The sequence below is a fragment of the Streptomyces sp. ISL-96 genome (genome assembly GCF_018614035.1).
In the GTDB taxonomy this organism is placed as follows: domain Bacteria; phylum Actinomycetota; class Actinomycetes; order Streptomycetales; family Streptomycetaceae; genus Streptomyces.
In genome coordinates, this window is the sequence record NZ_JAGGPA010000022.1 from 38,498 (window position 1) to 59,180 (window position 20,683).

At 71.1% G+C, this 20,683-nt stretch carries 16 protein-coding genes and 1 pseudogene; 4 read left to right on the top strand and 13 right to left on the bottom strand.

Annotation, left to right across the window (positions count from 1 at the left end; all coding sequences use genetic code 11):
- Positions 1-7: 7 nt before the first annotated feature.
- The 9 genes and pseudogenes from J7E96_RS37390 to J7E96_RS15620 form a co-directional block, all read right to left on the bottom strand.
- Positions 8-175: pseudogene (locus J7E96_RS37390) on the bottom strand (pirin family protein); the annotation flags it as partial.
- 308 nt (positions 176-483) lie between these two features.
- On the bottom strand, positions 484-699 hold the full coding sequence (locus tag J7E96_RS15585) for a Trm112 family protein (RefSeq protein WP_215131810.1): 216 nt from the start codon (positions 697-699) through the stop codon (positions 484-486).
- On the bottom strand, positions 696-1,601 hold the full coding sequence (locus J7E96_RS15590) for a DMT family transporter (RefSeq protein ID WP_215131812.1): 906 nt from the start codon (positions 1,599-1,601) through the stop codon (positions 696-698). The genes J7E96_RS15585 and J7E96_RS15590 overlap by 4 nt, the downstream gene beginning before the upstream one ends.
- Before the next feature lie 3 nt (positions 1,602-1,604).
- Positions 1,605-2,366, bottom strand: a complete 762-nt coding sequence (locus tag J7E96_RS15595) for a bifunctional 2-polyprenyl-6-hydroxyphenol methylase/3-demethylubiquinol 3-O-methyltransferase UbiG (RefSeq protein WP_251069967.1) — start codon at positions 2,364-2,366, stop codon at positions 1,605-1,607.
- 26 nt (positions 2,367-2,392) lie between these two features.
- Positions 2,393-4,033: a condensation protein gene (locus J7E96_RS15600; RefSeq protein WP_215131816.1), complete on the bottom strand. Its 1,641-nt coding sequence runs from the start codon at positions 4,031-4,033 to the stop codon at positions 2,393-2,395.
- Entirely contained in the window at positions 4,030-8,340 is a 4,311-nt protein-coding gene (locus J7E96_RS15605) for an alpha-(1->3)-arabinofuranosyltransferase family protein (RefSeq protein WP_215131818.1), read from the bottom strand. Before J7E96_RS15605 ends, J7E96_RS15600 begins: the two co-directional genes overlap by 4 nt.
- A gap of 22 nt (positions 8,341-8,362) precedes the next feature.
- On the bottom strand, positions 8,363-9,040 hold the full coding sequence (locus J7E96_RS15610; RefSeq protein WP_215131820.1) for a bifunctional 2-polyprenyl-6-hydroxyphenol methylase/3-demethylubiquinol 3-O-methyltransferase UbiG: 678 nt from the start codon (positions 9,038-9,040) through the stop codon (positions 8,363-8,365).
- A gap of 78 nt (positions 9,041-9,118) precedes the next feature.
- On the bottom strand, positions 9,119-10,324 hold the full coding sequence (locus J7E96_RS15615) for a glycosyltransferase family 4 protein (protein ID WP_215131822.1): 1,206 nt from the start codon (positions 10,322-10,324) through the stop codon (positions 9,119-9,121).
- Between the two features lie 299 nt (positions 10,325-10,623).
- Entirely contained in the window at positions 10,624-11,577 is a 954-nt protein-coding gene (locus J7E96_RS15620) for a DUF3068 domain-containing protein (RefSeq protein WP_215131824.1), read from the bottom strand.
- Between the two features lie 239 nt (positions 11,578-11,816).
- On the opposite strand from J7E96_RS15620, the gene J7E96_RS15625 reads away from it, so the two are divergent.
- Positions 11,817-11,999: a hypothetical protein gene (locus tag J7E96_RS15625; RefSeq protein ID WP_215131826.1), complete on the top strand. Its 183-nt coding sequence runs from the start codon at positions 11,817-11,819 to the stop codon at positions 11,997-11,999.
- A gap of 87 nt (positions 12,000-12,086) precedes the next feature.
- The gene (locus J7E96_RS15630) at positions 12,087-13,274 is read left to right on the top strand and encodes a CdaR family transcriptional regulator (RefSeq protein ID WP_215131828.1); all 1,188 of its coding nucleotides are present in this window, start codon (positions 12,087-12,089) and stop codon (positions 13,272-13,274) included.
- Positions 13,275-13,607: 333 nt separating this feature from the next.
- Here the strand turns inward: J7E96_RS15630 and J7E96_RS15635 are convergent, their stop codons facing one another.
- On the bottom strand, positions 13,608-14,573 hold the full coding sequence (locus J7E96_RS15635) for a pirin family protein (protein WP_215131830.1): 966 nt from the start codon (positions 14,571-14,573) through the stop codon (positions 13,608-13,610).
- A gap of 157 nt (positions 14,574-14,730) precedes the next feature.
- Complete coding sequence (locus tag J7E96_RS15640; RefSeq protein WP_215131832.1) at positions 14,731-15,252, bottom strand: ATP-binding protein; 522 nt, start codon at positions 15,250-15,252, stop codon at positions 14,731-14,733.
- Positions 15,253-15,543: 291 nt separating this feature from the next.
- On the opposite strand from J7E96_RS15640, the gene J7E96_RS15645 reads away from it, so the two are divergent.
- Positions 15,544-16,899 (top strand): phosphoribosyltransferase family protein, encoded by a 1,356-nt coding sequence (locus J7E96_RS15645; RefSeq protein ID WP_215131834.1) that lies wholly within the window; start codon positions 15,544-15,546, stop codon positions 16,897-16,899.
- Positions 16,900-16,927: 28 nt separating this feature from the next.
- Here J7E96_RS15645 and J7E96_RS15650 read toward each other — a convergent pair whose 3' ends face one another.
- Positions 16,928-17,902: a zinc-binding dehydrogenase gene (locus J7E96_RS15650; protein ID WP_215131836.1), complete on the bottom strand. Its 975-nt coding sequence runs from the start codon at positions 17,900-17,902 to the stop codon at positions 16,928-16,930.
- A 160-nt stretch (positions 17,903-18,062) separates the two neighbouring features.
- The gene (locus J7E96_RS15655; RefSeq protein ID WP_215131838.1) at positions 18,063-19,226 is read right to left on the bottom strand and encodes a TetR/AcrR family transcriptional regulator; all 1,164 of its coding nucleotides are present in this window, start codon (positions 19,224-19,226) and stop codon (positions 18,063-18,065) included.
- Positions 19,227-19,334: 108 nt separating this feature from the next.
- Between J7E96_RS15655 and clpX the strand changes: the two genes are divergently transcribed.
- The gene (gene clpX, locus J7E96_RS15660; protein WP_215131841.1) at positions 19,335-20,669 is read left to right on the top strand and encodes an ATP-dependent Clp protease ATP-binding subunit ClpX; all 1,335 of its coding nucleotides are present in this window, start codon (positions 19,335-19,337) and stop codon (positions 20,667-20,669) included.
- The last annotated feature ends 14 nt before the right edge of the window (positions 20,670-20,683 follow it).

Below are 20,683 nucleotides of genomic sequence, written 5' to 3' on the forward strand. Positions count from 1 at the left end.
CCCCAGGTCAACGTACTCGTCCGCGCGGTTTCAGGGGCACCGGCGGGAGTTCGGGGGCGGGGAGGCGGTCACCGTCGCAGCCCTTCACCTCGCCGAAGCGAGTGCCCTCCATCCAGTCCTTGCGGCCCACTTAGATTTCCTGCTGGGAACGGCCCACAAAGTTCAACCACATAATGCGCACCGGGCGTTTATGCAGGTCAGAGTCCTACACCGTCCCCAGGGGGCAGCAAAGAGTCAGCATCGGTCGCCGCCTGGGCACTCCAGTGGCTCCATTCACCATTGAGGCGGAGCTAATTGGCGAGACCGCTGTGGTACGAGTGTAGGCGCGAGAAGCGCATGAAGTCCGTTCTCTTCACGGGCGTTGCCATCGAAAGTAGCTTCCTCAATCAAATCGACTCAGAACGATCCACACCCCCGATCGGCTCTGGGTTGTCTTCCGCCCTCGCGGGCGCTGCGTGTGGATACAGACGCTCACTTCTGCGTTCAGGCGGAGTCGGGCAGTCCGGCTGGCAGTGCGTCGTGTTCCTGCTCGACGACCAGCTCGCCGGAGGAAGGGAGCAGTTGCGGGATGCCGTCGATGATCGGATAGCGGCGGTGCAGGCGCGGGTTGTAGAGAGCTCCCCCGGTCTCGTCGAGGATCAGCGGACCCTTGTCGAGCGGGCAGGCGAGGATCTTCAGCAGCGGGTTGTCAGGCTTCATGGCAGGGTTCCTTCGGATGTGGGGGTGGCCGCGTCGTGTCGCGGCAGGGTGAGCAGGACGGTAAGGGCCAACGCGGTGCCGCCGATGCGCAATAACAGCCGCAGCGGGTCCGCGGGCAGCGGCTCGCTGAACGCGATCGTGCCGCTGACGATGGTGAACACGCAGGTCACCGTCGAGCACACCGGGACGATCAGTGACGCCCGGCAGCGCTGTAGGGCGGCCTGCGAGAGCACCAGTCCGCTGCTCCCTGTCAACAGCAGAAGGTACGGGTAGGGGGAGGCGAGCAGGGCCGGTACGGAGCCTTGAAGGTCCCAGGTGCCCAGGTGCCCGGAGATGCCCTTGATGGCGAGCGAGCTGACCCCGTACAGCAGACCGACCGCCACCGCGTAGGCCACTCCGGTGGTCGGCTGCCGGTGACGTCGGCGGGCTCGCCGTTCCGCGGCCGCGTACAGGAGCAGTCCGGCCGCGAGTGTCGGCAGGCACAGTGCCAGCAGGATGCCCGCGGGCGCGCTGTGGCTGATCTCCTCGCTGCTCCCGTACAGCGAGGACACCACCATGACCAGTGCCAGCCCGATGACGGCGACCGCGCGCCGCTCACGGCCGGAGGGGCGCTCACCGAGCACCACCGACGAGAGCACCAGCAGGAGGACCAGCCCGGACAGGAACAGACCCTGGGCGGCGGCGATCGGCAGTGTGCGGTAGACGGCCAGTTGGGCGGCGAACCCCAGGGCGAGCACCGTCGCCCCGCAGATCCACAAGGGCCTGCCGGCCAGCAGGAGCAGGGCCCGGCCCGGCTGTGCGGCACTCAGCGGCGGCATGCCGGCCAGAGCCCGCTTCTCCAGGACGAAGCCGGTGCTGTACAGGACGTTCGCCGCCAGTGCGGCAACCACTCCCCACACCACGGACTACACCTTCCTCGCGTGCACCAGGAGGATGGAGGCGAGGGACGGCAGCCGGCAGGCCAAGCGGTCCAGCGGGCGGAGCGGGCGCGGCACGCCGTGGAACGGCGCACCGGCGACCGTCACCACCTCGAACCCGCACGCCGCCACGAACTCACGCAGCGCGCGTGCCGTGTACAGGCGCAGATGGCCGACCACCTGGCTGCCCGGCCTGCCGTGGATGTGGCGCAGACTCACCTCGGAGAACACCGGCTGGACTCCGGCGAGCAGCAGCCCGCGGTTGTACCAGGCGGCGAGGTTGGGCGTGGAGAGCATCAGATGTCCCCCGGGGCGCAGCACCCGGTGCAGTTCGTCGAGTGCGCTGTCGGGGTCGACGAGGTGCTCGACGACCTCGCTGAAGAGCACGGCGTCGGCGCTGCCGGAGGCGAACGGCAGCCCACCGCCGGTCAACTCGCCGCGGACGACATGGCTCAGGCGCGGCGCCGCCCGGCGCAGCGCGCCCTGCGACCAGTCGACTCCCACGATGTGGTGCCCGTTCAGTTCGCGGGCGGCGGTCGCGGCCGCCGAGCCGTCGCCGCAGCCCACGTCGAGCACGGTCGCAGCCGGGCGGCCGGGCCCGGCGGGCCCGAGCGCATCGGCCAACATCCGGGCCTGGCGCAGACTACGGGCCTCGCCGGAGGCGACGGGGACGGTGGGGTCCTCGTAGAAATCCTGCAGCCCGGGAACGGGCCTGGCCGGCGAAGGTATCGCCGCCTCCGGCGATTTCATCGCGGCGGAGCAGTGGGGTGAGCGGGTCATGACGGCCTCGCATGGTTCTGCCGGACGGAGCGGGCTCCACCCGGTGTCGGGTCCGGACACCGCGCGTTGCGGTCGTGCGGCCCGCCGGGTCGGCGGGCCTTCCCCGGAGCTCCGGGCGCCTCTGCGTGCGGAGTCGTGGCGTCCGGAGTGGTGGCGTCCGGAGTGGTGGCATCCGCCTCCGGTACGTCGGCTTCCGGACCAGAACCCCCAGCGTTCGATCCAGGCCGGGTGACCTGTGACGTTGCCGAAAGCGCCTGCTCGAACAAGCCGGTCAGGTACGCGCCCGACGCGTCACCGAGCAGCGCCCGCGACCAGCGCAGCGTCACATGCAGTCGCCCGCCGGTGGAAGCCGCCGCCACGCTCAGCCCGCGCGGCATCCGCGCCGGTGCGGAGAACCACACGGCGTTCGCCCGGCCTGCTTCGCCGAAGTCCAGCGCGTACGGAATGCGCCCGATATTGGTGACCAGCAACGTCGATGTCCAGGGCGCCGCCGCTCGCCGCGCGCCACGGGTGAGCGTGCCCCGGATCCCGACCGGCAGAAACGGCGCGGTCAACAGGCTCGTCCCTGGCCCCAGCGGCGCACCGTGGACCGACTTGAGCGCGCGAGTACGCCGAGCGGTGGTGCGTAGCAACCGGGCCACGGCCGCCGGATCCGGCCGCTCACCGAGCAGCAGGTCCGGGTCGCGCGGGTCCTCGGAGGTCATGGCCACCTCGAGGAGCCGGGTTCCGTTCCCCATCGGCATCTCTCTGCCGCGCGGACGGTCGTCGACGGGCATGGTGATCCGCACTGGACCGGCCGGCCGGCCCTGCGAGACGTTCCAGCGGCCCACCATCAGAGACGCAGCGACCAGCAGTTGGTCGTTGACGGTCCACGGCGCGAGCCCGCCGGACCGACCCACACGCGGCGGAACGGGCAGTTCCGCCTGCAGCATGCCGTTGCCCGCGGCGCGGGTGCGCACCGGCTCGGGGCGGGAGTCCGGCGCGATTCGCACAGGCCGCGCGCACACCACGCGGCCCGTGCCGCCGGTCGCGGCCGGCCTCGAGGGGTCCGGCCGAACCGGCCCGGCGACGGGGAGAGCGGCCGAGCCGCCGTACTGCTCCGCGGTCGTGGCGAGCACCCGCAGCCCGGACCCTGCGTCGAGGGCCGTGTGATGCATCGTCAGCAGCAGCACGCTCCGGGTCGCCCCCGGCACGCCCGCCTCCGGCAGCTCACCGGCGGCCGTTCCCCCGTCCACCTCGATGACTTCCAGGCGCATCGGCGGCGACAGGGCCAGTGATGGGCATTCCGTCAGGGCCCGCGCGCGGGCGCGGCCCAACGCGTCGGGTCCCGGCCGCGCGAAGCTCACCGGGTCACTGTCCGGTTCGCCGGTCAGCTCCCAGACGAAGGACTGCCGGTGCCGGCGGCCGGGCACTTCCCGCATCAGCACCCGGGGGTGCATCAGCAATGCCCGCCGGAACGCGGTCCGCAACCGTGCCGGGTCCAGCCGTCCGGGCAGATGGACTTCGATGTGTACGGTCTCCGGCTCGTCGTCACTGACGCAGTGCCGCGACACCTCATCGGTGGCCGGAAAGGGAATCCGGACCCCGCCGGGAGAGGTTGAGGCCCCCCTCCCGGCGGCGGTCCACGACGAGGTCATGACGGGTCACCGCGTCCTGGATGCCGAGGGAGCGGCTCAGTCCGGTCCCCGGCGCTCGTGCTTCCCTGCCGGGCCGTGACCACCGGTCCGGTTACGGGCGCGCCGCCGTCTCTTTCCGGTGCGCCGCCGTCGCCGTCGCTTTCCGGCGCGTCGCCGCCGCCGTCGCTTTTCCGACCGGCGGTCGCCGGGCTTACCGCCGTCACCAAGGCGGCGGACAGGGCCACCAGTGCCAGTACCTGGGCGAAGGCGCTGAACGCGCCTTGTCCGTCGGCGGCCGGCTCCCCGGCGCCGGCGGCCGCGACGATGCCCGCTGCGGCCATCGCCACCGCGGCGGTCGGCACCAGGACGGCCGGCCGGAACCGGGCCGCCACGGCGAGTACGGGCACCACCAGGGCCAGCGGACCCGCCGCCACCGCGACGACGGCGGTCAGCGCCAGCGTCCCGAGCAGCATCCTGGGTGCCGCCGGTTCAGGCAGCTCCTCGTCGGCGGCGCCGGCGTTGCGCCTGCGGCCCACGAAGGCCAGTGCGGCCAGCGCGGCGAGCGCGAGCACACCGCCGATCAGGGCGGCCCGGTACGGCCCGGAGGGCTCGAACTCCAGGTTCACGGTGCCGGACGCCCCGGCCGGGACCACCCAGGCCTGCTGCCAGCCGTCGAGCCGCACCGACTCCAGCTCCGTACCGTCCAGGGTGGCCTTCCAGCCGTCGTTGGCGTTCTCGTAGGTCTGCAGGTACGTGGCCTCGCCGGAGCCGGCCGACACCGACACGGTCCGCCTGTCGTCGGTCCACTGGGTGACGACGGCCTCGCGTTCCGCCGCTCCCGCGATCTTCTGCGGGGTGCCCCGGGTCAGCGTGACGTCGGTGATCGCCAGCGGACCCGCATCACCCGCCTCCACCTCGTGTTTTCCGGCCGGAAGGTTCAGGGTGCCGTCCTTTTCGTCTCCTGCGCAGAGTGCGACGGTGACGGGACGCCGCTCGGTGAGGTCCCGTACCGCTCCGGATGCCTTCGTCTTGTGCAGGACACCGCCGACGGCAAGGTCCGGGCCCTCACCGCACGGCAGCGAGAAGCGCGCGGACGGCTTCGGAGGCGGCACCCGCAGGTCGGCCAGCGCGGGTACGTGGACCTCACTGAGCCCGACCGGCAGCTGCAACTGCGCGTCCGCCACCGGATTGTGGACGGTGAGCGGGGCGACCCTGCTGACGGTGATGTCGAGCCGGTTCGTCTCGATCTCCGGGAAGCGCACCCGCCCGTTCTCGTCCACATCAGCTGTCGCGGCGCCGTGCGGCGAGCTGATCAGCACCTGCTCGGGCCGGGTGGACACCCCGCCCGCCGGCGCCAGGACGATCTCGTCGACCTTCTCCTTCTTGGGCCAGCTCAGGTGGACGACCGGCCGGTCGCCCGCGATCCAGGCGGTCGTCAGATCACCGTCGACCAGGTTGCGGGCGCTGAGCGACATGCCGTTGCGGCTGGTGGAGTCCGCGGAGGCCGTCAGCCGGTTCTTCGAACCCGGGGCCGAACGGTCCAGCAGTTCGTCCAACGGGCCTCCGGGCACGGCGACGGCTCGCGCCGACACCTTGTACTCGCCCGCTTCCCGGGTGCTGAACTGCCGGTGCAGTCCCACCTCGGCCGATACGGGCGACAAGCCGCCCGCGTCGGTGCCGCGGTGCAGGGAGTACACGGTCGCCGCCGCGTCGGTGCGCTTCGCGTCGGCGGGCAGCGCCAGCATGCGCGTCACCTGCACGTCCGGGATCGACACCTCGGAGAAGCCGGCCCCGGTCAGGCCCGGCCGCGCCTGCTGCGCGGCAAGGACGGTGATCTTCATCCAGGAGGCCTCGCCGGCGGGCGCCTCGACGGTCTGCGGCAGGCCGTTCGTCTGGAGCGGGCTGTCGGCCGAACCGCGGTCGGTCTCGATCCGCACCCGCGTGGGCGCGGCGCGCATGCTGTCGCCCGGCAGGGGCGTCAGCTGGATGGAGGCCGGGACGTCGGTCGGCCCGGAGAAGTCCACCTTGAGCCACTGACCGGCCGGCTTGCCCGGGCTCCCCTCGGCCCACGCGGTGTCCGGGTTGCCGTCGAAGGCGTTCACCGGGTCGTACTGCGGCAGGTGGAACAGCCAGTTACCGCTGCTGGAGGCCGTCACGGACGTCGCACCGCGCAGGTGGGCCGTCGTCTGGTGACCGGTGCCCTCCGACGGCAGGATCTGCCTGGGCTTCTCGCCCGGGTTCTGGAGGCTGCCGGAGTGATTGCGCTCATCCGGGGTGTACGTGTACGAGGTGTTGTTGTTGACCAGTCCGAACCGGGTGTCGGCTCGGCGCAGCCCGTCCGCGACGGCCTTCACCGGTGCGGTGACGCCCTTGGGCAAACTGTCCCCGGCCAGCACGGCCGGCCGGTCGGCCATCGAGGGATCGGCCGACAGCTGGAGCAGCGCCTCGGGTCCGCCACTGACCACGGCCGTGTCGGCCGCGGCCGACACACCGACCCTGCCGGGACGCCTGTCGCGGTCCTGGGGCTGATAGATCTCCACGGACTGGAGCCGCGGATACAGCCCCTGCACCTGGAGCGGGGTGTCGGCGGCGATGCGCCCGCCGGTCACGAGCGGGCCGAACCCGGCGACCTTCCTGTAGCCGGAGGATTCCAGGGTCCGTTTCACCGTCTGCGGCGGTACATATCCGATCTGGTCGGGGTCGAGGTCGTTACGCACGACCACTTCGTGCATGCCGGCCCGTGCCAGGTACGCCTGAAGGCCCGGGACCTCGGTGCCGGACAGCAGCGCCTGCTCGACGGCGTCCGTCGCACGGCGTGAGCCGGGTGTACCGAAGGGGACGAAGTCACGCTGTGCCCAGGGCGTTTCGGCCAGCACGTCAAACGGCTGGTCGATGGGGGAACCCCAGGTGTAGATGCCGTGCGCCGTCGCCGGTACGACCATGGCCCGGCTGTTCGGGGCGTTGTCCTTGAGCCAGCCGGCTGCCTTCTCCCAGTGGGTGGGCAGCTTGGTGAAGGCGCCGGGCTGCAGGATCGAGCCGTTGAGGTACGGCAGGGCCAGGCCGGGCAGTACCAGCACTGCCGCCACCGCGGGCGCCCAGCGGCGACCGGGAAGTGCGCGAGGACTTCTGCTCACGGAGAGCACAGCCGTCAGGTGGGCCAGTCCGAGGGCGAGCGCGAGGGCCAGTCCCGGCTGGAACTTGTAGATGTTGCGGAAGGGCTTCAGCGACCCGTTCAGCCAGTCCTGCACGACACCGTGGAACGGACCGCCGAAGGCGCCGCCGTACCCCGCCAGCGTGATCAGGACGACGCCCATGACGGTCAGCAGCAGCCAGCGGCGCTCCGGGAGGTCCCGGCGGGCCAGGCCCGCCAGTCCCAGGGCCGCGGCGAACGCCGAACCGAGGACGGTGATGGCGGAGGCCGCGACGGTCCAGCCGGCGGGCAACCACGCCTCACCGAAGTGGAGATACGCCACCCAGTTGCCGGCGCCGCGCAGCAGCTCGGTCGCGGACATGGTGGCGGTGGTGGTGTCGGCCTGCTCGACGTACGGCATGAAGTTCTCGCCGTGGATGGCGAACAGGAGCAGCGGCACCACCCACCACACGGTGGCCAGCACGACGCCCGGTATCCACCAGCCCAGCAGGGCGCGCCGGCGCCGGCCGGCCGGGCGGCTGAGCAGGTACAGACCCACGGGGAGCAGCGAGGCCAGCGTCGAGGCGGCGTTCACACCCCCCATGAAGGGGATCAGCATGGCCGAACGCGCGGCGGCCGTACGGGGGCTCAGCGCCGCGGAGGTCAGCGGCAGCAGCACCCAGGGCAGCAGGGCACCGGGCAGCGCCGCGGCGGAGGTCGAGCCGATGACGATGGTGAAGGTGGGCCACAGCGCGTACACCACCGCACCGAGCAACCGGGTCGCGGGCGTGCCCACGCGCAGCCGTTCGGCGAGCCTGAGCGCACCCCAGAAGGCGGCTGTCACGATGATCGACAGCCAGAGCCGCTCGGCCAGCCACACCGGCACCTGGAGCAGGTCCGTGAGCGCGTAGTAGGGGAGCGCGGGGAAGGCGTAGCCGATGTACTGGTTGGCTATGCCGCCGAGGCCCATGTTGCCGTTCCACAGCGAACCGAGGTCGCCGAGGAAGCGCCAGGGGTCGAGGGCGACACCGAGCTTGGTCTCGAACGTCATCTTCCCCGGTGACACCGCGAGGAAGCACACCAGCACGACGGCCCAGAAGCCGAACAGCAGGCGTCGTCCCCGCGGCGCCCGGGACGCCTCGGACGGCGTCGGGCCGGGCTGCGGCGCCCGGGTGGGCGCCTGGACCGTAGTGGTCATGACCGTTCCTCGCTTCGCTTGCTCATGGGCTTCGCCTGAGAATCAGCAGCAGATTCCAGGTGGCGATCTCGCGGAGTCCCGGCACCCGGGTGATCGTGCTCGCGAAGAATGGCCAGTAACGGGACCGCGCCGTGACGACCTGCACGTCGTCACGGCCGCGGACGTGCCGCAGGGTGGGACCGATGTGGACGGGAAACAGGTTTTCGCCGAGGGTGTGCTTGGCCTCGCGACCGGTGCGCCGTTCGTAGCGATCGCGGGCCCGGCCGGCCCCGAGGTAGTGCCACGGCGCTGTCTCGTGACCTCCCCAGGGGGAGAGCCAGTTGGTGAACGACAGATAGATCAGTCCGCCGGGGCTGGTGACCCGCACCATCTCGCTGATGAAGGTCTGCGGGTCCGCCACGTGCTCCAGCACATTGGACGAGAAGCACACGTCCGCCGCGCCGTCGACGAGCGGCAGCAGGTATCCGTCGGCGAGCACCGCGTCCTCGGTCACCGTGCCGCGGGCGCTCAGCTCCCGCAGGTCGGGTTCGAACAGGTAGCTCCGCGCGCCGCGGCGGCGGAACTCCTCGGTGAAGTGGCCGCTGCCGCCGCCGATGTCGACGACGATCTTGCCGGGCAGGTCGATGTGACGTGCCACTTGCGCGACCGAGTCACGGGCGAGCAGGGTGTAGCACCGCTCGGGGTCGCTCTGTTCGCGCATGAACGCCCGGAAGAGGGTGGCCGATCGCCGCAGCGACGGATCCTTGTACGCGCTTTCGGTGACCTCAGGAATGGCCGCTCACCTCCCGCGTCCCGGGGCGGAGGCGAGCGCAGCGGCTTCTGCGGCGACAGCCTGGAACTGACGGACCGTGGATCTCCAGCGGAAGCGCTTGGCGCGACGCGCGGCGGCACGTCCCATGGCTGCGCGCCGGTGGGCACTGAGGGACAGCGCGCACCACGCGGCGGCGAAGGAACTCTCGCCCCGGGCCAGTACCCCGGTCTTCCCGTCCTCGATGGAGTCGCACAGGCCCGGTATGTCGAAACCGACCGCGGGGGTGGCCCGGGCGGCTGCCTCGGTGACGACCAGCCCCCAGCCCTCGACGAGGGAGGGGTGCAAGAGCAGCCACGCCTCGCACATCAGCCGGTGCTTCTCGTCCTCCGACACCCGGCCGGCGAATGTCACACCGGGGCCGGCCATGGCTTCCAGCCGCTCGCGTTCGGGGCCGTCACCGACGATGACGAGCCGACCGCCGGTGACCGGACGGACCCGCTCCCACAGCCGCAGGAGCAGATCGATGCGCTTGTACTCGACCAGCCGGCCGACGGCCAGGAACAGCGGTTCCTTCGCTTCGGGCAGCAGCGGGCCGGGGTCTTCGACGCCGTTGTTGACGATCCGGATGCGGTCCGCGGCCACGCCGATGCCGCGCAGCTCGGAGGCGGTCGACTCGGAGACGGCCACCATCAGGTTGTCGCGGTGAGTGCCTGCCAGCGCCCAGTGCTCCAGCCTGCGGCCGAGCCGGGCCGCCGGGCCCGGATAACGCATCTGCCAAAGGTCGGTGTGCACATGGTTGACCAGGCACAACGTCGGTCCGCGGTGCCACAGCGGCGCCAGGTACGGCATGCCGTTGCACACCTCGACCAGCAGGTCGCACTCGCCGACCTCACGGGCGAAGGTCTTCCTGGCGCGCAGGAAGTGTCCCGCGTCGCCGCCTGCGGAGACCACTCGGTAGTCGCGTTCGGCGGCCGGGCCGCCACACACGAGCGTGACCTCGTGGCCGTCGGCGGTCAGACCGCCGGCTATCCGGTCGATGAGCAGTTCCGAGCCGCCGGCGGCCTGGTTGCCCAGGTCGCGTCGGGCGAGGAAGGTGATCCGGCGCGGCAGAGGTTCCGCGACGGGTGCGATGTGGGGGTCGAAGGCGAGCGAGTCGGTGACTCGGCCGCCGGGGCGCGCTTGAGCGGGGGAGTCCTCCTGGCCGGAGGCCAGAGCGGACGCGTGCTGGGGCATAGAGGTGCTCCGACTCGGCGGGCTGCGGGGAGAGGCGGGTGAGGGATTGCCGGGCTTCCGGGGGTGAAGCGCTGGGCTGGTGCGGAGTGCGGGTACTGCCGTTATTGCGGCGACGGTGCCGACCGGGTGCGCTCGATGGGTGAGCGAGTACCGGGCCGGTGGCGGACTCCTGGGAGTGGGAGTCGGCTCAAACCGGAATGATTTGTTTCTACTGCGGGGTAACCCAAGTGTTCGTTCGAGTGATTCGTTCCACTACGCACGCGGGTGACAAGTTTGGTCTGATCGGCGGCCAGCTTTTATCACTTATCTGAGTGTTCCGTCTGACGGCGGCCACGGATCAGCATCACGACGCCGGCGGCCGCAAGCAGGCCGCCTGCGATCCCGCCCACCACCGGCACGGTCTCGCCGAGCAGCTTCAGCCGACTGCCGTCGTCGGAGGCCAGCGTCACCTGCTCGCGCCGGGTCGCGTCGGTGAACTCAAGCCGCTTACTGGACAGCAGGGTGACCGCGTCCTTCTTCGAGCCCGGGGCCCGCAGCGTCTTGGTCGGCGCGATCACCGCGTTCATGATCCGGCCCGTGCGCTGGTCCACCGTCAGCTCGATCCCCGCGTTGGAGTACCACTCCTCGGCGAGCACCTGGCCCTGTCGGCGGCCCACCAGCGCGCCGGGCACCTGACGGGTGCCGGTGGCAGTGGCCGCTACGGTGCCGGCGAAGAGGTAGCCGCGGTGGCCGCGGATCGTGGTGGTGCCCTTGAACTTCAGCGGCACGGCGGCACCCAGGGTGCTGTCCCACCAGGTGTACTCGCGCTTCTCGACGTCGAACGGGAACTTCAGGTAGGCCTCGCCCTCGAACCTGGGCTTCTCCTCGCAGCAGCGCACCGGCAGGTTGGTCCGGCGGTCGGTGACCCAGCGTTCCGTGGTCCACTGGAGGGATCTCCGCGGGTCTGCCAGCGGCAGCGTCTTCGGGGTGTCGATCTGTGTCGACACGTCCCAGATCGCGTTTCCGCTGCGCTCGCTGCCGGCGACGTCGCCCAGCACCCGGCGGGTGATCGTTATGGTCTGGCCCTCGACCGTGGAGACGGATCCGGTGTCGAAATAGCTGCCCTCACCGCTGAAGACCGTCGTGGAGTTCACGTCGGTCGGTGTGCGCTTGGCACGCGGCTCCACGTACCAGACGAGCAGCTGGGTGAGTACCAGCAGAAAGACACCAAGACCCAGCAGAATCAGGGACAAACGCGACGTTGAATGGCGCATACGGGTACTCCAATGCGGGCGGAATGTGCGGGGCATTCGTGGACTGTGCGGGAAGGGGTCGCACGCACGGTTTCCAGCCTGTCCGGGCCGAGGAGTGGCGTACCCGGGAGTAACAGCGCTGTGACCGGCGAAATTAGGCGGCGCTTGACCACCTGTCAATGCGACTCGCATACTGACCGCGCCGGACCGGGCCGGCGCGCTGGGTGACAACCTCATCGACAGAGAGGCCGATCACTCTCATGCCCAGACTTCTCGCCGCCTTCCTGACCTGCGTTGCCTCCGCCGTCCTGGCCACAGGCGCCGCCTTCGGAATCGTCGCCGCTCTCAACGCCACACCCGAGCAGCAGAATGTGCCGCTCGTCACGTTCCCCGACCCTCCCGCCAACGGGACGTCCAGCACGCCGAGCCCCAGCGCGGGCTAGGTTGTAAAGACCAGGCCGGCTGATCGAGCGGCATGCGGACGGACATCCAGGAGCGGTGCTGTGGAAGCGTCGTCAGCGTGGCACGACGTGCCACGAGAACGGATCCAGCGTTTCGCCGACCGCGCCCTGGAACAGGTCCCCGAGCTTGCACAGGACATCCTCGCCGCGATCCGACGGGAATATCCGGGTCTGGCGTTCATCGCCGACGAGTCCGGAGAACCGAAGGCCCTGGTTGCGATCCGGAACGCGCTGGAGCTCTTCGTGGAGCAGATGACCACGGGATCGGACCGGCCGCGCGTCCTTCCCGAAATGTTCCAGGACTTCGGGCGCGGCGAAGTCACGCAGGGGCGCAGCCTGGACTCCTTGCAGGGGATCTACCGGCTGGGCGTGCGCCTTTCCTGGCGGCGTATGGCGGAGATCGGCCAGCAGGTCGACATCCCGCCCGCAGCAATGTACGAACTCGCCGAGTCCGCGTTCGAGTACCTCGACGTCATGGTGGCTCAGTCGGTACGCGGCTACGCCGAGGCTGTCGCCCGCCAGGCCGGGGAGCGGCTGCGCCTGCAACGACAACTCGTCGAGCTCCTGCTCGCCGAGCACCGCACGGATCCGTCCGCCCTCCTCGCCGACCGCGCGGCCGGCGTCGGCTGGAAACTGCCCGAAAGGGTGGCGGTGGCCGTGCTGCTCCGCCCCGCCCAGGAGGCCGTCGCCCCCGCCGTGGGCGACGAGGTGCTGCTCGATATGGAGGGCGAGCAGCCGCGCATGGTGGTGCCGGACCCGGACGCCCCCGGGCGCGCGGAGTTGCTGCACCGGGCGACGGCCAATTGGTCCGGCGCGATCGGCCCGTCGGTTCCCCTGGCGGAGGCCGCAACGTCGCTGCGCTGGGCCGAGGCCGCCGTCGGGATGATCGAGCAGGGCTTGCTGCCGCAAGGGCGGCTCCTGCACTGCGGCGAGCACGTCGAAGCCCTGGTGCTGCTGCCCTCAGGGGAGTTGATCGACGATCTGGCGCGGCGGCGGCTGGCCCACCTGGGCGAGACCGGCGGCCCCGCGCACGCCCACCGTCTCGCCGAGACCCTGCTGGCCTGGCTGGAAACGCGGGGTGGCGCGCCGGAGGTGGCCGACCGGCTCGGAGTCCACCCGCAGACCGTGCGCTACCGGCTGAGACAGCTCCGTGAGTTGTGGGGCGAGGACATGGACGACCCGGACCGCCGCTTCGAAATGGAGCTGGTGCTGCGCGCCCGGCGGCTGCGCGGTGATCTCGTCCCGCCGCCTGACTGACCGGGGTTACCCTGACGGGCTGTCGGGCCCGGCCCGCCGAAGAACTCCGCGTCGCGGCCGTTGCGCTTGAGTTGCAGGCGGCGCGCCGCCCCCTCAAGTACTCGAGCCCACATCCGCCCCCCCGACGAAACCCACAACCTGATTACTCGTCAGTAAGGTCAGCAAAGGGTCAGCAAGAGTCTGATGAGACCTGGTCACGGGTGCCAACACCTGCGACTCCCGCCCTGCGTCTCAGGCGATCACTCCGAGACCCCGAGTGCCCCCCGGCATGACAGGCCACGGGGCACGAAACCTCCGCCTCGCGACCAAGAGACCAATTCCCATAACCCTAGGTCAACGTACTCGTCCGCGCGGTTTCAGGGGCACCGGCGGGAGTTCGGGGGCGGGGAGGCGGGCGCCGGCGTAGCCGTGGACCTCGCCGAAGCGGGTGCCCTCCATCCAGTCCTTGCGGGCCACCTCGATTTCCTCCTGGGAGCGGCCCACGAAGTTCCACCACATGACCAGCTCCTCCTCGAAGGGCTCGCCGCCGAGGAGCATCAAGCCGGCGTCGGACTCGGCGCGCAGGGGCAGTTCGGTGCGGCCGCAGCCCAGGTAGAGCATCGAGCCGGGGAGTACGGGCACGCCGTCGACGTGCGCCTCGCCGGACATGGAGAGGACGGCGTACTCGAAGTCGGGGTCCAGCGGGAGCCGGGTCTCGGTGCCTCGTGCGAGCGCCAGGTCGGCGCCGACAATCGGCGTGTACGTCGCACCTGGCGACGCGGCGCCGTCGAGTGAGCCGAGGATGACGGTGGCGGTGAGGCCGGGCGCCGTGACGGCCGGGAGGTCCGCGTGGTGCTGGAAGTGCGGCTCGATGTCGCGGTGGCCCTCTGGCAGCGCGACCCACAGCTGAGCACCGTGCAGCAAGCGCCCGTGCGGTTCCGGGCTTTCCTCGGAGTGGCTGATCGCCCGGCCGGAGGTCATCAGGCCCAGTTCGCGCGGCCGGATCGTCTGGAGGCTGCCCAGGCTGTCGCGGTGCAGGACTTCACCGTCGTGCAGCCAGCTGACCGTCTGCAGCCCGAAGTGGGGGTGCGGCGGGACCTGCATGCCGGGCTCGTCGGCGATGCCGTCCGGGCCGTAGTGGTCGACGAAACACCATGCGCCGATCATGCGGCGGCCCAGGTTCGGCAGCAGCCTGCGTACCTGGGTGGACTCGCCGAGCTGGACCTTGCGGGCGGTCAGGAGTTCACGTACCGGCTCCGCTACGACGAAGCCTCGGCCGCCGCAGACGGAGGGCACGGCCTGGCGCTCGAGATTGCTCATGGCGCACAACCTAGTCCTGTGCGCGGGCGGGGCGTCAGTACCCCGCGCCGATGACCTTGAGCGGGGTGGCACGACGGGCGGAGGCCGGGCTGCGCTCCGGCGTGGAGCGCAGCCCGGTCTCGCGCTTCCCCGACTCCGGGTCCTGCTCCGGCTCCGGCTACGCGGGTACGGGGACCGGGGCCGGGAGAGGGGCAGGGGCGGGGGACGGAGCTGCGACGGGTGCCGGAGCCGGGGCCGGTCGGCCCTTGGCGTCGCCCACGCCCGGAACGGGCGGGCGCGGCATCAGCGGACTGTTGCGCGCGTCCTCCACGCGTCGCGTGAACCACACGACCTTGCCGTCAGCGGTGCCGCAGGTTCCCCAGCTGTCGCACAGCCGGGCAACAACGGCGAGGCCGCCTCCACCGGCGGAGGCCAGGCGTGGCATCGGGGGGCCGTTGTCGGCCACCGAAGCCGTCAGGTGCCTTCCGGTCCAGCGCAGTTCGACCACGCACCAGTTGTCGTCGCCGACATGCCGGTGGACATTGGTCAGCAGTTCCTCGACACCCCTGCACACAGGCTGGATGTGCAGCTCGAGATTCCAGTGCCGCAGGTGAGCGGCAACGATGCGCCGGATCTGCGAGACGCGCTCCGCCGATACGTGCAGTTCGACCGCGTAATACCGGCCGCTGGGAAGTGTCATGGCCGTGGCTCCTTACCGCGAGGCTCACATGCTTCACCTCGTTGCAGCAACGACCCCCGAACACGAAGAGTGAGCGATAGTCACCATTGGGTCAAGGACATCCTGGCTCCGGGAAGCGACAACCGCAACCGCTGCGGCTCAAGACCGAGGTGTCACGGCCGCACCCGGCCGCCGTACACGACTACGCCGGCCGGCGTACGTCCGCCAACTTGCCAAACAGTGCCAAATGGGGTTGTTTCGAAGAGGGTGCGGACGTGGTTTCTGTCTCCCCTGGTTTGGGGGTGAACCACTGTGCTGTTCACCGATCGCGCCGACGCGGGGCGGCGGCTTGCGCTGGCTCTGCGGCACCTGGAGGGCGAAAAGCCCGTCGTGCTCGGCCTGCCCAGGGGCGGTGTCCCGGTCGCCTTCGAAGTGGCGCGGGCGCTCGGCGCTCCCCTCGATGTGATCGTCGTACGCAAACTAGGCGTCCCGTACCACCGTGAGCTGGGGTTCGGCGCCATCGGCGAGGGCGGGGCACGCGTCATCAGCGACGACATCGTCCGCCGTACAGGGGTCGGGCCCGACGACGTCGCGGCGGTCGAGCGTACCGAGAAGGCGGAGCTGGAACGGCGGGCGCGGCGGTTCCGCGGTGACCGGCCGCGGCTGGCGCTTGAGGGGCGGACCGTCGTCGTGGTCGACGACGGCATCGCGACCGGGGCCACGGCGGCGGCCGCGTGCCAGGTCGTACGGGCGCAGGGTGCGGCTCGCGTGGTGCTTGCCGTTCCGGTGGCAGCGCCGGACGCGGTCGCCCGGCTGAGCAGCGAGGTGGACGAGGTCGTGTGCCTGTCCGTTCCGCAAATGTTCCGCGCGGTCGGCGAGTGGTACGACGACTTCGCGCAGACCTCCGACGAGGAAGTCATCGCACTGCTGGGGCAGATGGCTGCGCGGGAACCCGCCGCGCGGGAGGCCGAGGAGAACGACGCGGAAGGCGTCGAGGAGGCCGTCGAGGTGGACGCCGGCGGTGTCCGGCTCGCCGGGGATCTCACCATGCCCAAGGGCGCCACGGCGGTCGTGATGTTCGCCCACGGCTCCGGCAGCAGCCGCCGCAGCCCGCGCAACCGGTCGGTGGCCGCGGCCCTGAACCGTGCGGGTCTGGGCACGCTGCTCTTCGACCTGCTCACGCCCGCGGAGGAAGCCCACCGGGCGAACGTCTTCGACATCGAAACCCTGGCCGGGAGACTCGGGGACGCCACCCGCTGGCTGCGCCGCCGCACGTCCGTCCCGATCGGTTACTTCGGGGCGAGCACGGGAGCCGCGGCAGCGCTGCGGGCCGCCGCGTCCGCCGGTGCTTCCGCCAGGACGGGCGGGGAAGAGGGCGGGGGAACGGACGTCGGCGCCGTCGTCTCGCGCGGCGGCCGGCCCGACCTCGCCCGGCCGCGACTCGGCGACGTACGAGCACCCACGCTGCTCATCGTCGGCGGCCGCGACACCCTGGTGCTCGACCTCAACCGGCAGGCCCAGGCGGAGCTGCGCTGCGAGAACCGCCTCGAAGTCGTACCGGGCGCCACGCACCTCTTCGAGGAACCAGGGGCATTGGAGAAGGTCGCCGACCTCGCCCGGGACTGGTTCACCGCGCACCTGACGCCCGGAGCGTCGCGGCCCGAGTAGCCGCTCATACGGCGTCATAGCATGGGTGTCATACCGTCAGGACCACTTTGCCCTCGGTCTCGCGGGCTTCCAGGGCGGCGTGCGCGTCAGCGGCCCGCTGGAGCGGGAAACGAGTGATCAACGGGACGAGACGGCCTGCCGCCGCCTCGTCCAGTGCGCGAGCCGCCAGTTCGCTCGGGCCGCCGGCGGGGATCATATTCTGCCCGATCGCCCAGGTCGCCGTGAGCTGACGCTCGACCAGATCGCGCGTCGTGATCTCGGTCGGCTCCCCCGCCGCCCAGCCGTGCAGCAGGAACCGTCCGCCGGGGCCCAGCAGTTCCAGCGCCGCGCGGCCGAGCCGCCCACCCACTCCGTCGAAAACCACGCTCATGTCCCGGCCGTCCAGCGCCTTGCGGACGTGTGCGGGCCAGTCGGCTTCGCGGTAGTCCACGGCGGCATCGGCGCCGAGCGTACGGACCCGATCCACCTTCGCGGGTCCGCCGGCCACGGCCACTACGAGGGCGCCGGCGTGACGTGCCGCCTGCACGAAGAGGCTGCCGAGACCGCCGGCCGCCGCCATGACCAACACCACGTCGTGTGAGGTCAGTTGCGCGACCGCGAGTACGCCCACGGCCGTGGAGCCCGTCGTGATCATCGCTACGGCGGTGCCGTCGTCCAGGTGGTCGGGAATCCGGTGCAGTGAGTCGACGGTGGCGACGGCCTGCTCTGCGTACCCGCTGCCCAGCTCCAGTTGAGCCACGACCCGGCGGCCGAGCCAGTCCCCGCTCACGCCCGGGCCGACTGCCCCCACGACACCGGCGACCTCGGCGCCGGGAGTGACAGGGAGGGCCGGCGGCTCATGGGGGCCGACGGGGAGGCCGCGGCGCAGAGTGGTCTCGATCAGGTGAACTCCACTCACCCGCACATCGATCCGCACCTGCCCCTCGTCGGGAACGGGGCTGGGGACCTCCTCGTAGCTCAGGTTCTGGGCGGGGCCGAAAGCGTGCAGCCGTATCGCGTGCATGTCATACGCTCCTGATCCGTTCGCCGGCGCGCAGGCTGCCGGGTTCAGGGATCACTCTTGAACATCAACCGCGCTTGGGGTCAAGGACTGTTCAGCCGGTTCTTCCCGGCGGCTCGCGACCACTTCCTGGCGTGACGCCCGCGAAGGGCCTTCCACTCCGTCATGAATAGCGGCTCCCGTCGTCCGCGCGAGCGTTGTGTGCCCGCGTGGCTCCGCCGGTCGCGACCGCCGTGGCGGCCGCGTGGCAGGCGCCGCGGCCGTCCGCGCGGGCGACGATCCGGCCCCCTTGGATACGGACGGCCGCCTCGGTGCCGTCGCTGACCGCCGAGACGCCCGCCGCCTGCGCGAGGGCGCCCGACGCGTCGTACACCACCTGCAGTCGCGGCCACGCCGACGGGGGGAACGCCTGGCGCAGGCAGCCGCAGAGGCCGGCGACGGTCAGCCTTGCCAGCGGCAGCAGCTCGGCCGGTTCGCCGGTGACCAGGACGGCGGTGACCGTGGCCCCGGGCGGTGCGGCCCGTACCGCTTCCTCCGCGGCTTCCAGCCGGTGCAGCCCGAGGATCGCGACCACGCCGTCCCGCGCCGTACGCGCCGGCTCGCCGCGTACGGCGTCCATCGCGGGCGGCGGGGACCACGGCTCGTCGGCGGGGCGTGCCTGGGGGATGTAGGGGAGGTGCGGCGGGGGCCACGCGTCCTGGAGATCGAGGCCCGCCAGCCGCTCGCAGGCGCTGACGACGTTGAAGGGCTCGATGAAGCCCGGCGCGGCGTCGGCCATCTGACTCGCCCCGTGGAGCGTCGTGAGGACTGCCTCCGCCGTGCGTACCAGGCGGGCCGGTGGCGCGCCGGAGGGCCGCAGTTCCTCCAGGGCCAGACCGAGCAGGATCGCGTCCAGCTTCATCAGCTGCGCGAACGGCCGCCGCATCCGCTCCTCGGAGAGGACCTCGGACATCAGGTGCCTGCCCAGCCGGGCCTCGCCGTCCCCGTACCGATCGCCGGTGTCGGCGCCGACGAGTGGCAGCCCGGCGATCCAGGCGCGGGCGAGTGCGCCGAGTGCCTCGGGTGCGGTGTAGCCAAGTTCGGGGTGGCCGGGTTCGGGGTGCGGAGGCTCGGGTACGCGCTCCGCGAGGTCGGCCAGTACGGCGAAGTACAGCGCCCGCTTGCCGGGGAAGTTGGAGTACACGGCCCCACGGGTCAGCCCGGCGCGCTCGGCGATGGCGTCCACTTTGGCTCCCGGGAAACCACGCTCGGTGAACTCGCTCCTGGCCGCGTCGAGCACCCTGGCGCGGTTGTGCTCCTGCAGCTCCGCCCTGCTGAGCCGGCCCATGGTCCTCACTTGCCTGCGCGTTGCCGTCCGTGTCGGTTCAAGATACCGTCGCATCCAGATGGTGACGTCATATGGTTGCAACATTTCGATGAGTGAGGACGTTCCCGAGTGGCACGTATCGGTGACAGCGGCGACCTGCTGAAGTGCACGTTCTGCGGGAAGAGCCAGAAGCAGGTCAAGAAGCTCATCGCGGGCCCCGGCGGCATCTGCATCTGCGACGAATGTGTCGGCCTGTGCAACGAACTCATCGCGGAGGAACCGGATGGGCCGGACGGGCAGGCCTCGGGCGAGCGGAAAAAGCTGCCGACGCCGTGGGAGATCCGCGCCTTCCTCGACGAGTACGTCATCGGGCAGGACGGCGCGAAGAAGGCGCTCGCCGTGGCGGTCTACAACCACTACAAGCGCATCGGCGCGGTGAGGGTGGCCGGCCGACGGGGTGGAGAGGAGGAAGTGGAACTCGGCAAGTCCAACGTCCTGCTGCTCGGCCCCACCGGCTGCGGCAAGACGTACCTCGTCCAGACCCTCGCCCGAACGCTCGACGTCCCGTTCGCCATCGCCGACGCGACAGCTCTGACAGAGGCCGGGTACGTCGGCGAGGACGTCGAGAACATCCTGCTCAAACTGGTCCAGGCCGCCGACTTCGACGTCAGGAAGGCCGAGACCGGGATCATCTACATCGACGAGATCGACAAGATCGCCCGCAAGAGCGAGAACCCGTCGATCACGCGTGACGTGAGCGGTGAGGGCGTACAGCAGGCGCTTCTGAAGATCCTGGAGGGCACGACCGCGAGCATTCCGCCGCAGGGCGGCCGCAAGCAGTCGCAGCAGGAGCTCATCCCCTTCGACACGAGCAACGTGCTGTTCATCGTCGGCGGGGCGTTCGCCGGTCTGGAGCGGATCATCGAGCAGCGGGCCACTCGCCAGAGCATCGGCTTCGGCGCCACGATCCCGGCGGGCAAGGAGAGCAGGGAAGAGCAGGACGCCTTCGCCGGGGTCATGCCCCAGGACCTGCTGAAGTTCGGTCTGATCCCGGAGATCGTCGGCCGGCTGCCGATGATGTCGACCGTACAGCCGCTCGACCGGGCGGCGTTGGTACGGATCCTCACCGAGCCGCGCAACGCGCTGGTCCAGCAGTACCAGCGGCTGTTCGAAATCGACGGCGTGGAGCTGGAGTTCACCGAGGACGCCCTCGGCGCGATCGCCGACCAGGCGCTTCTGCGCCGCACCGGCGCGCGGGCGGCGCGCACCATCCTCGAAGAGATCCTGCTCAACGTGATGTACGAGGTGCCGAGCCGGGACGACGTGGCCCGCGTCGTGGTCGGTCGCGACACCGTGCTCGGCAACGTCGCCCCGACGCTGGTGCCGCGCGCGCGGGCCGGTCACGGTCCGGACGAGGAACCGGACCGCCGCGGCCGCCGCGACCGCAACGACCGGACCGCCTGAGCGGCGGACGACCG

Excerpts from the sequence above, each read along its gene's own strand:
- J7E96_RS15585 (WP_215131810.1), bottom strand. The coding sequence starts at position 699 with ATGAAGCCTGACAACCCGCTGCTGAAGATCCTCGCCTGCCCGCTCGAC.
- J7E96_RS15595 (WP_251069967.1), bottom strand. The coding sequence starts at position 2,366 with ATGAAATCGCCGGAGGCGGCGATACCTTCGCCGGCCAGGCCCGTTCCC.
- J7E96_RS15600 (WP_215131816.1), bottom strand. The coding sequence starts at position 4,033 with ATGACCTCGTCGTGGACCGCCGCCGGGAGGGGGGCCTCAACCTCTCCC.
- J7E96_RS15605 (WP_215131818.1), bottom strand. The coding sequence starts at position 8,340 with ATGACCACTACGGTCCAGGCGCCCACCCGGGCGCCGCAGCCCGGCCCG.
- J7E96_RS15610 (WP_215131820.1), bottom strand. The coding sequence starts at position 9,040 with ATGCGCGAACAGAGCGACCCCGAGCGGTGCTACACCCTGCTCGCCCGT.
- J7E96_RS15615 (WP_215131822.1), bottom strand. The coding sequence starts at position 10,324 with ATGCCCCAGCACGCGTCCGCTCTGGCCTCCGGCCAGGAGGACTCCCCC.
- J7E96_RS15620 (WP_215131824.1), bottom strand. The coding sequence starts at position 11,577 with ATGCGCCATTCAACGTCGCGTTTGTCCCTGATTCTGCTGGGTCTTGGT.
- J7E96_RS15625 (WP_215131826.1), top strand. The coding sequence starts at position 11,817 with ATGCCCAGACTTCTCGCCGCCTTCCTGACCTGCGTTGCCTCCGCCGTC.
- J7E96_RS15635 (WP_215131830.1), bottom strand. The coding sequence starts at position 14,573 with ATGAGCAATCTCGAGCGCCAGGCCGTGCCCTCCGTCTGCGGCGGCCGA.
- J7E96_RS15640 (WP_215131832.1), bottom strand. The coding sequence starts at position 15,252 with ATGACACTTCCCAGCGGCCGGTATTACGCGGTCGAACTGCACGTATCG.
- J7E96_RS15650 (WP_215131836.1), bottom strand. The coding sequence starts at position 17,902 with ATGCACGCGATACGGCTGCACGCTTTCGGCCCCGCCCAGAACCTGAGC.
- J7E96_RS15655 (WP_215131838.1), bottom strand. The coding sequence starts at position 19,226 with ATGGGCCGGCTCAGCAGGGCGGAGCTGCAGGAGCACAACCGCGCCAGG.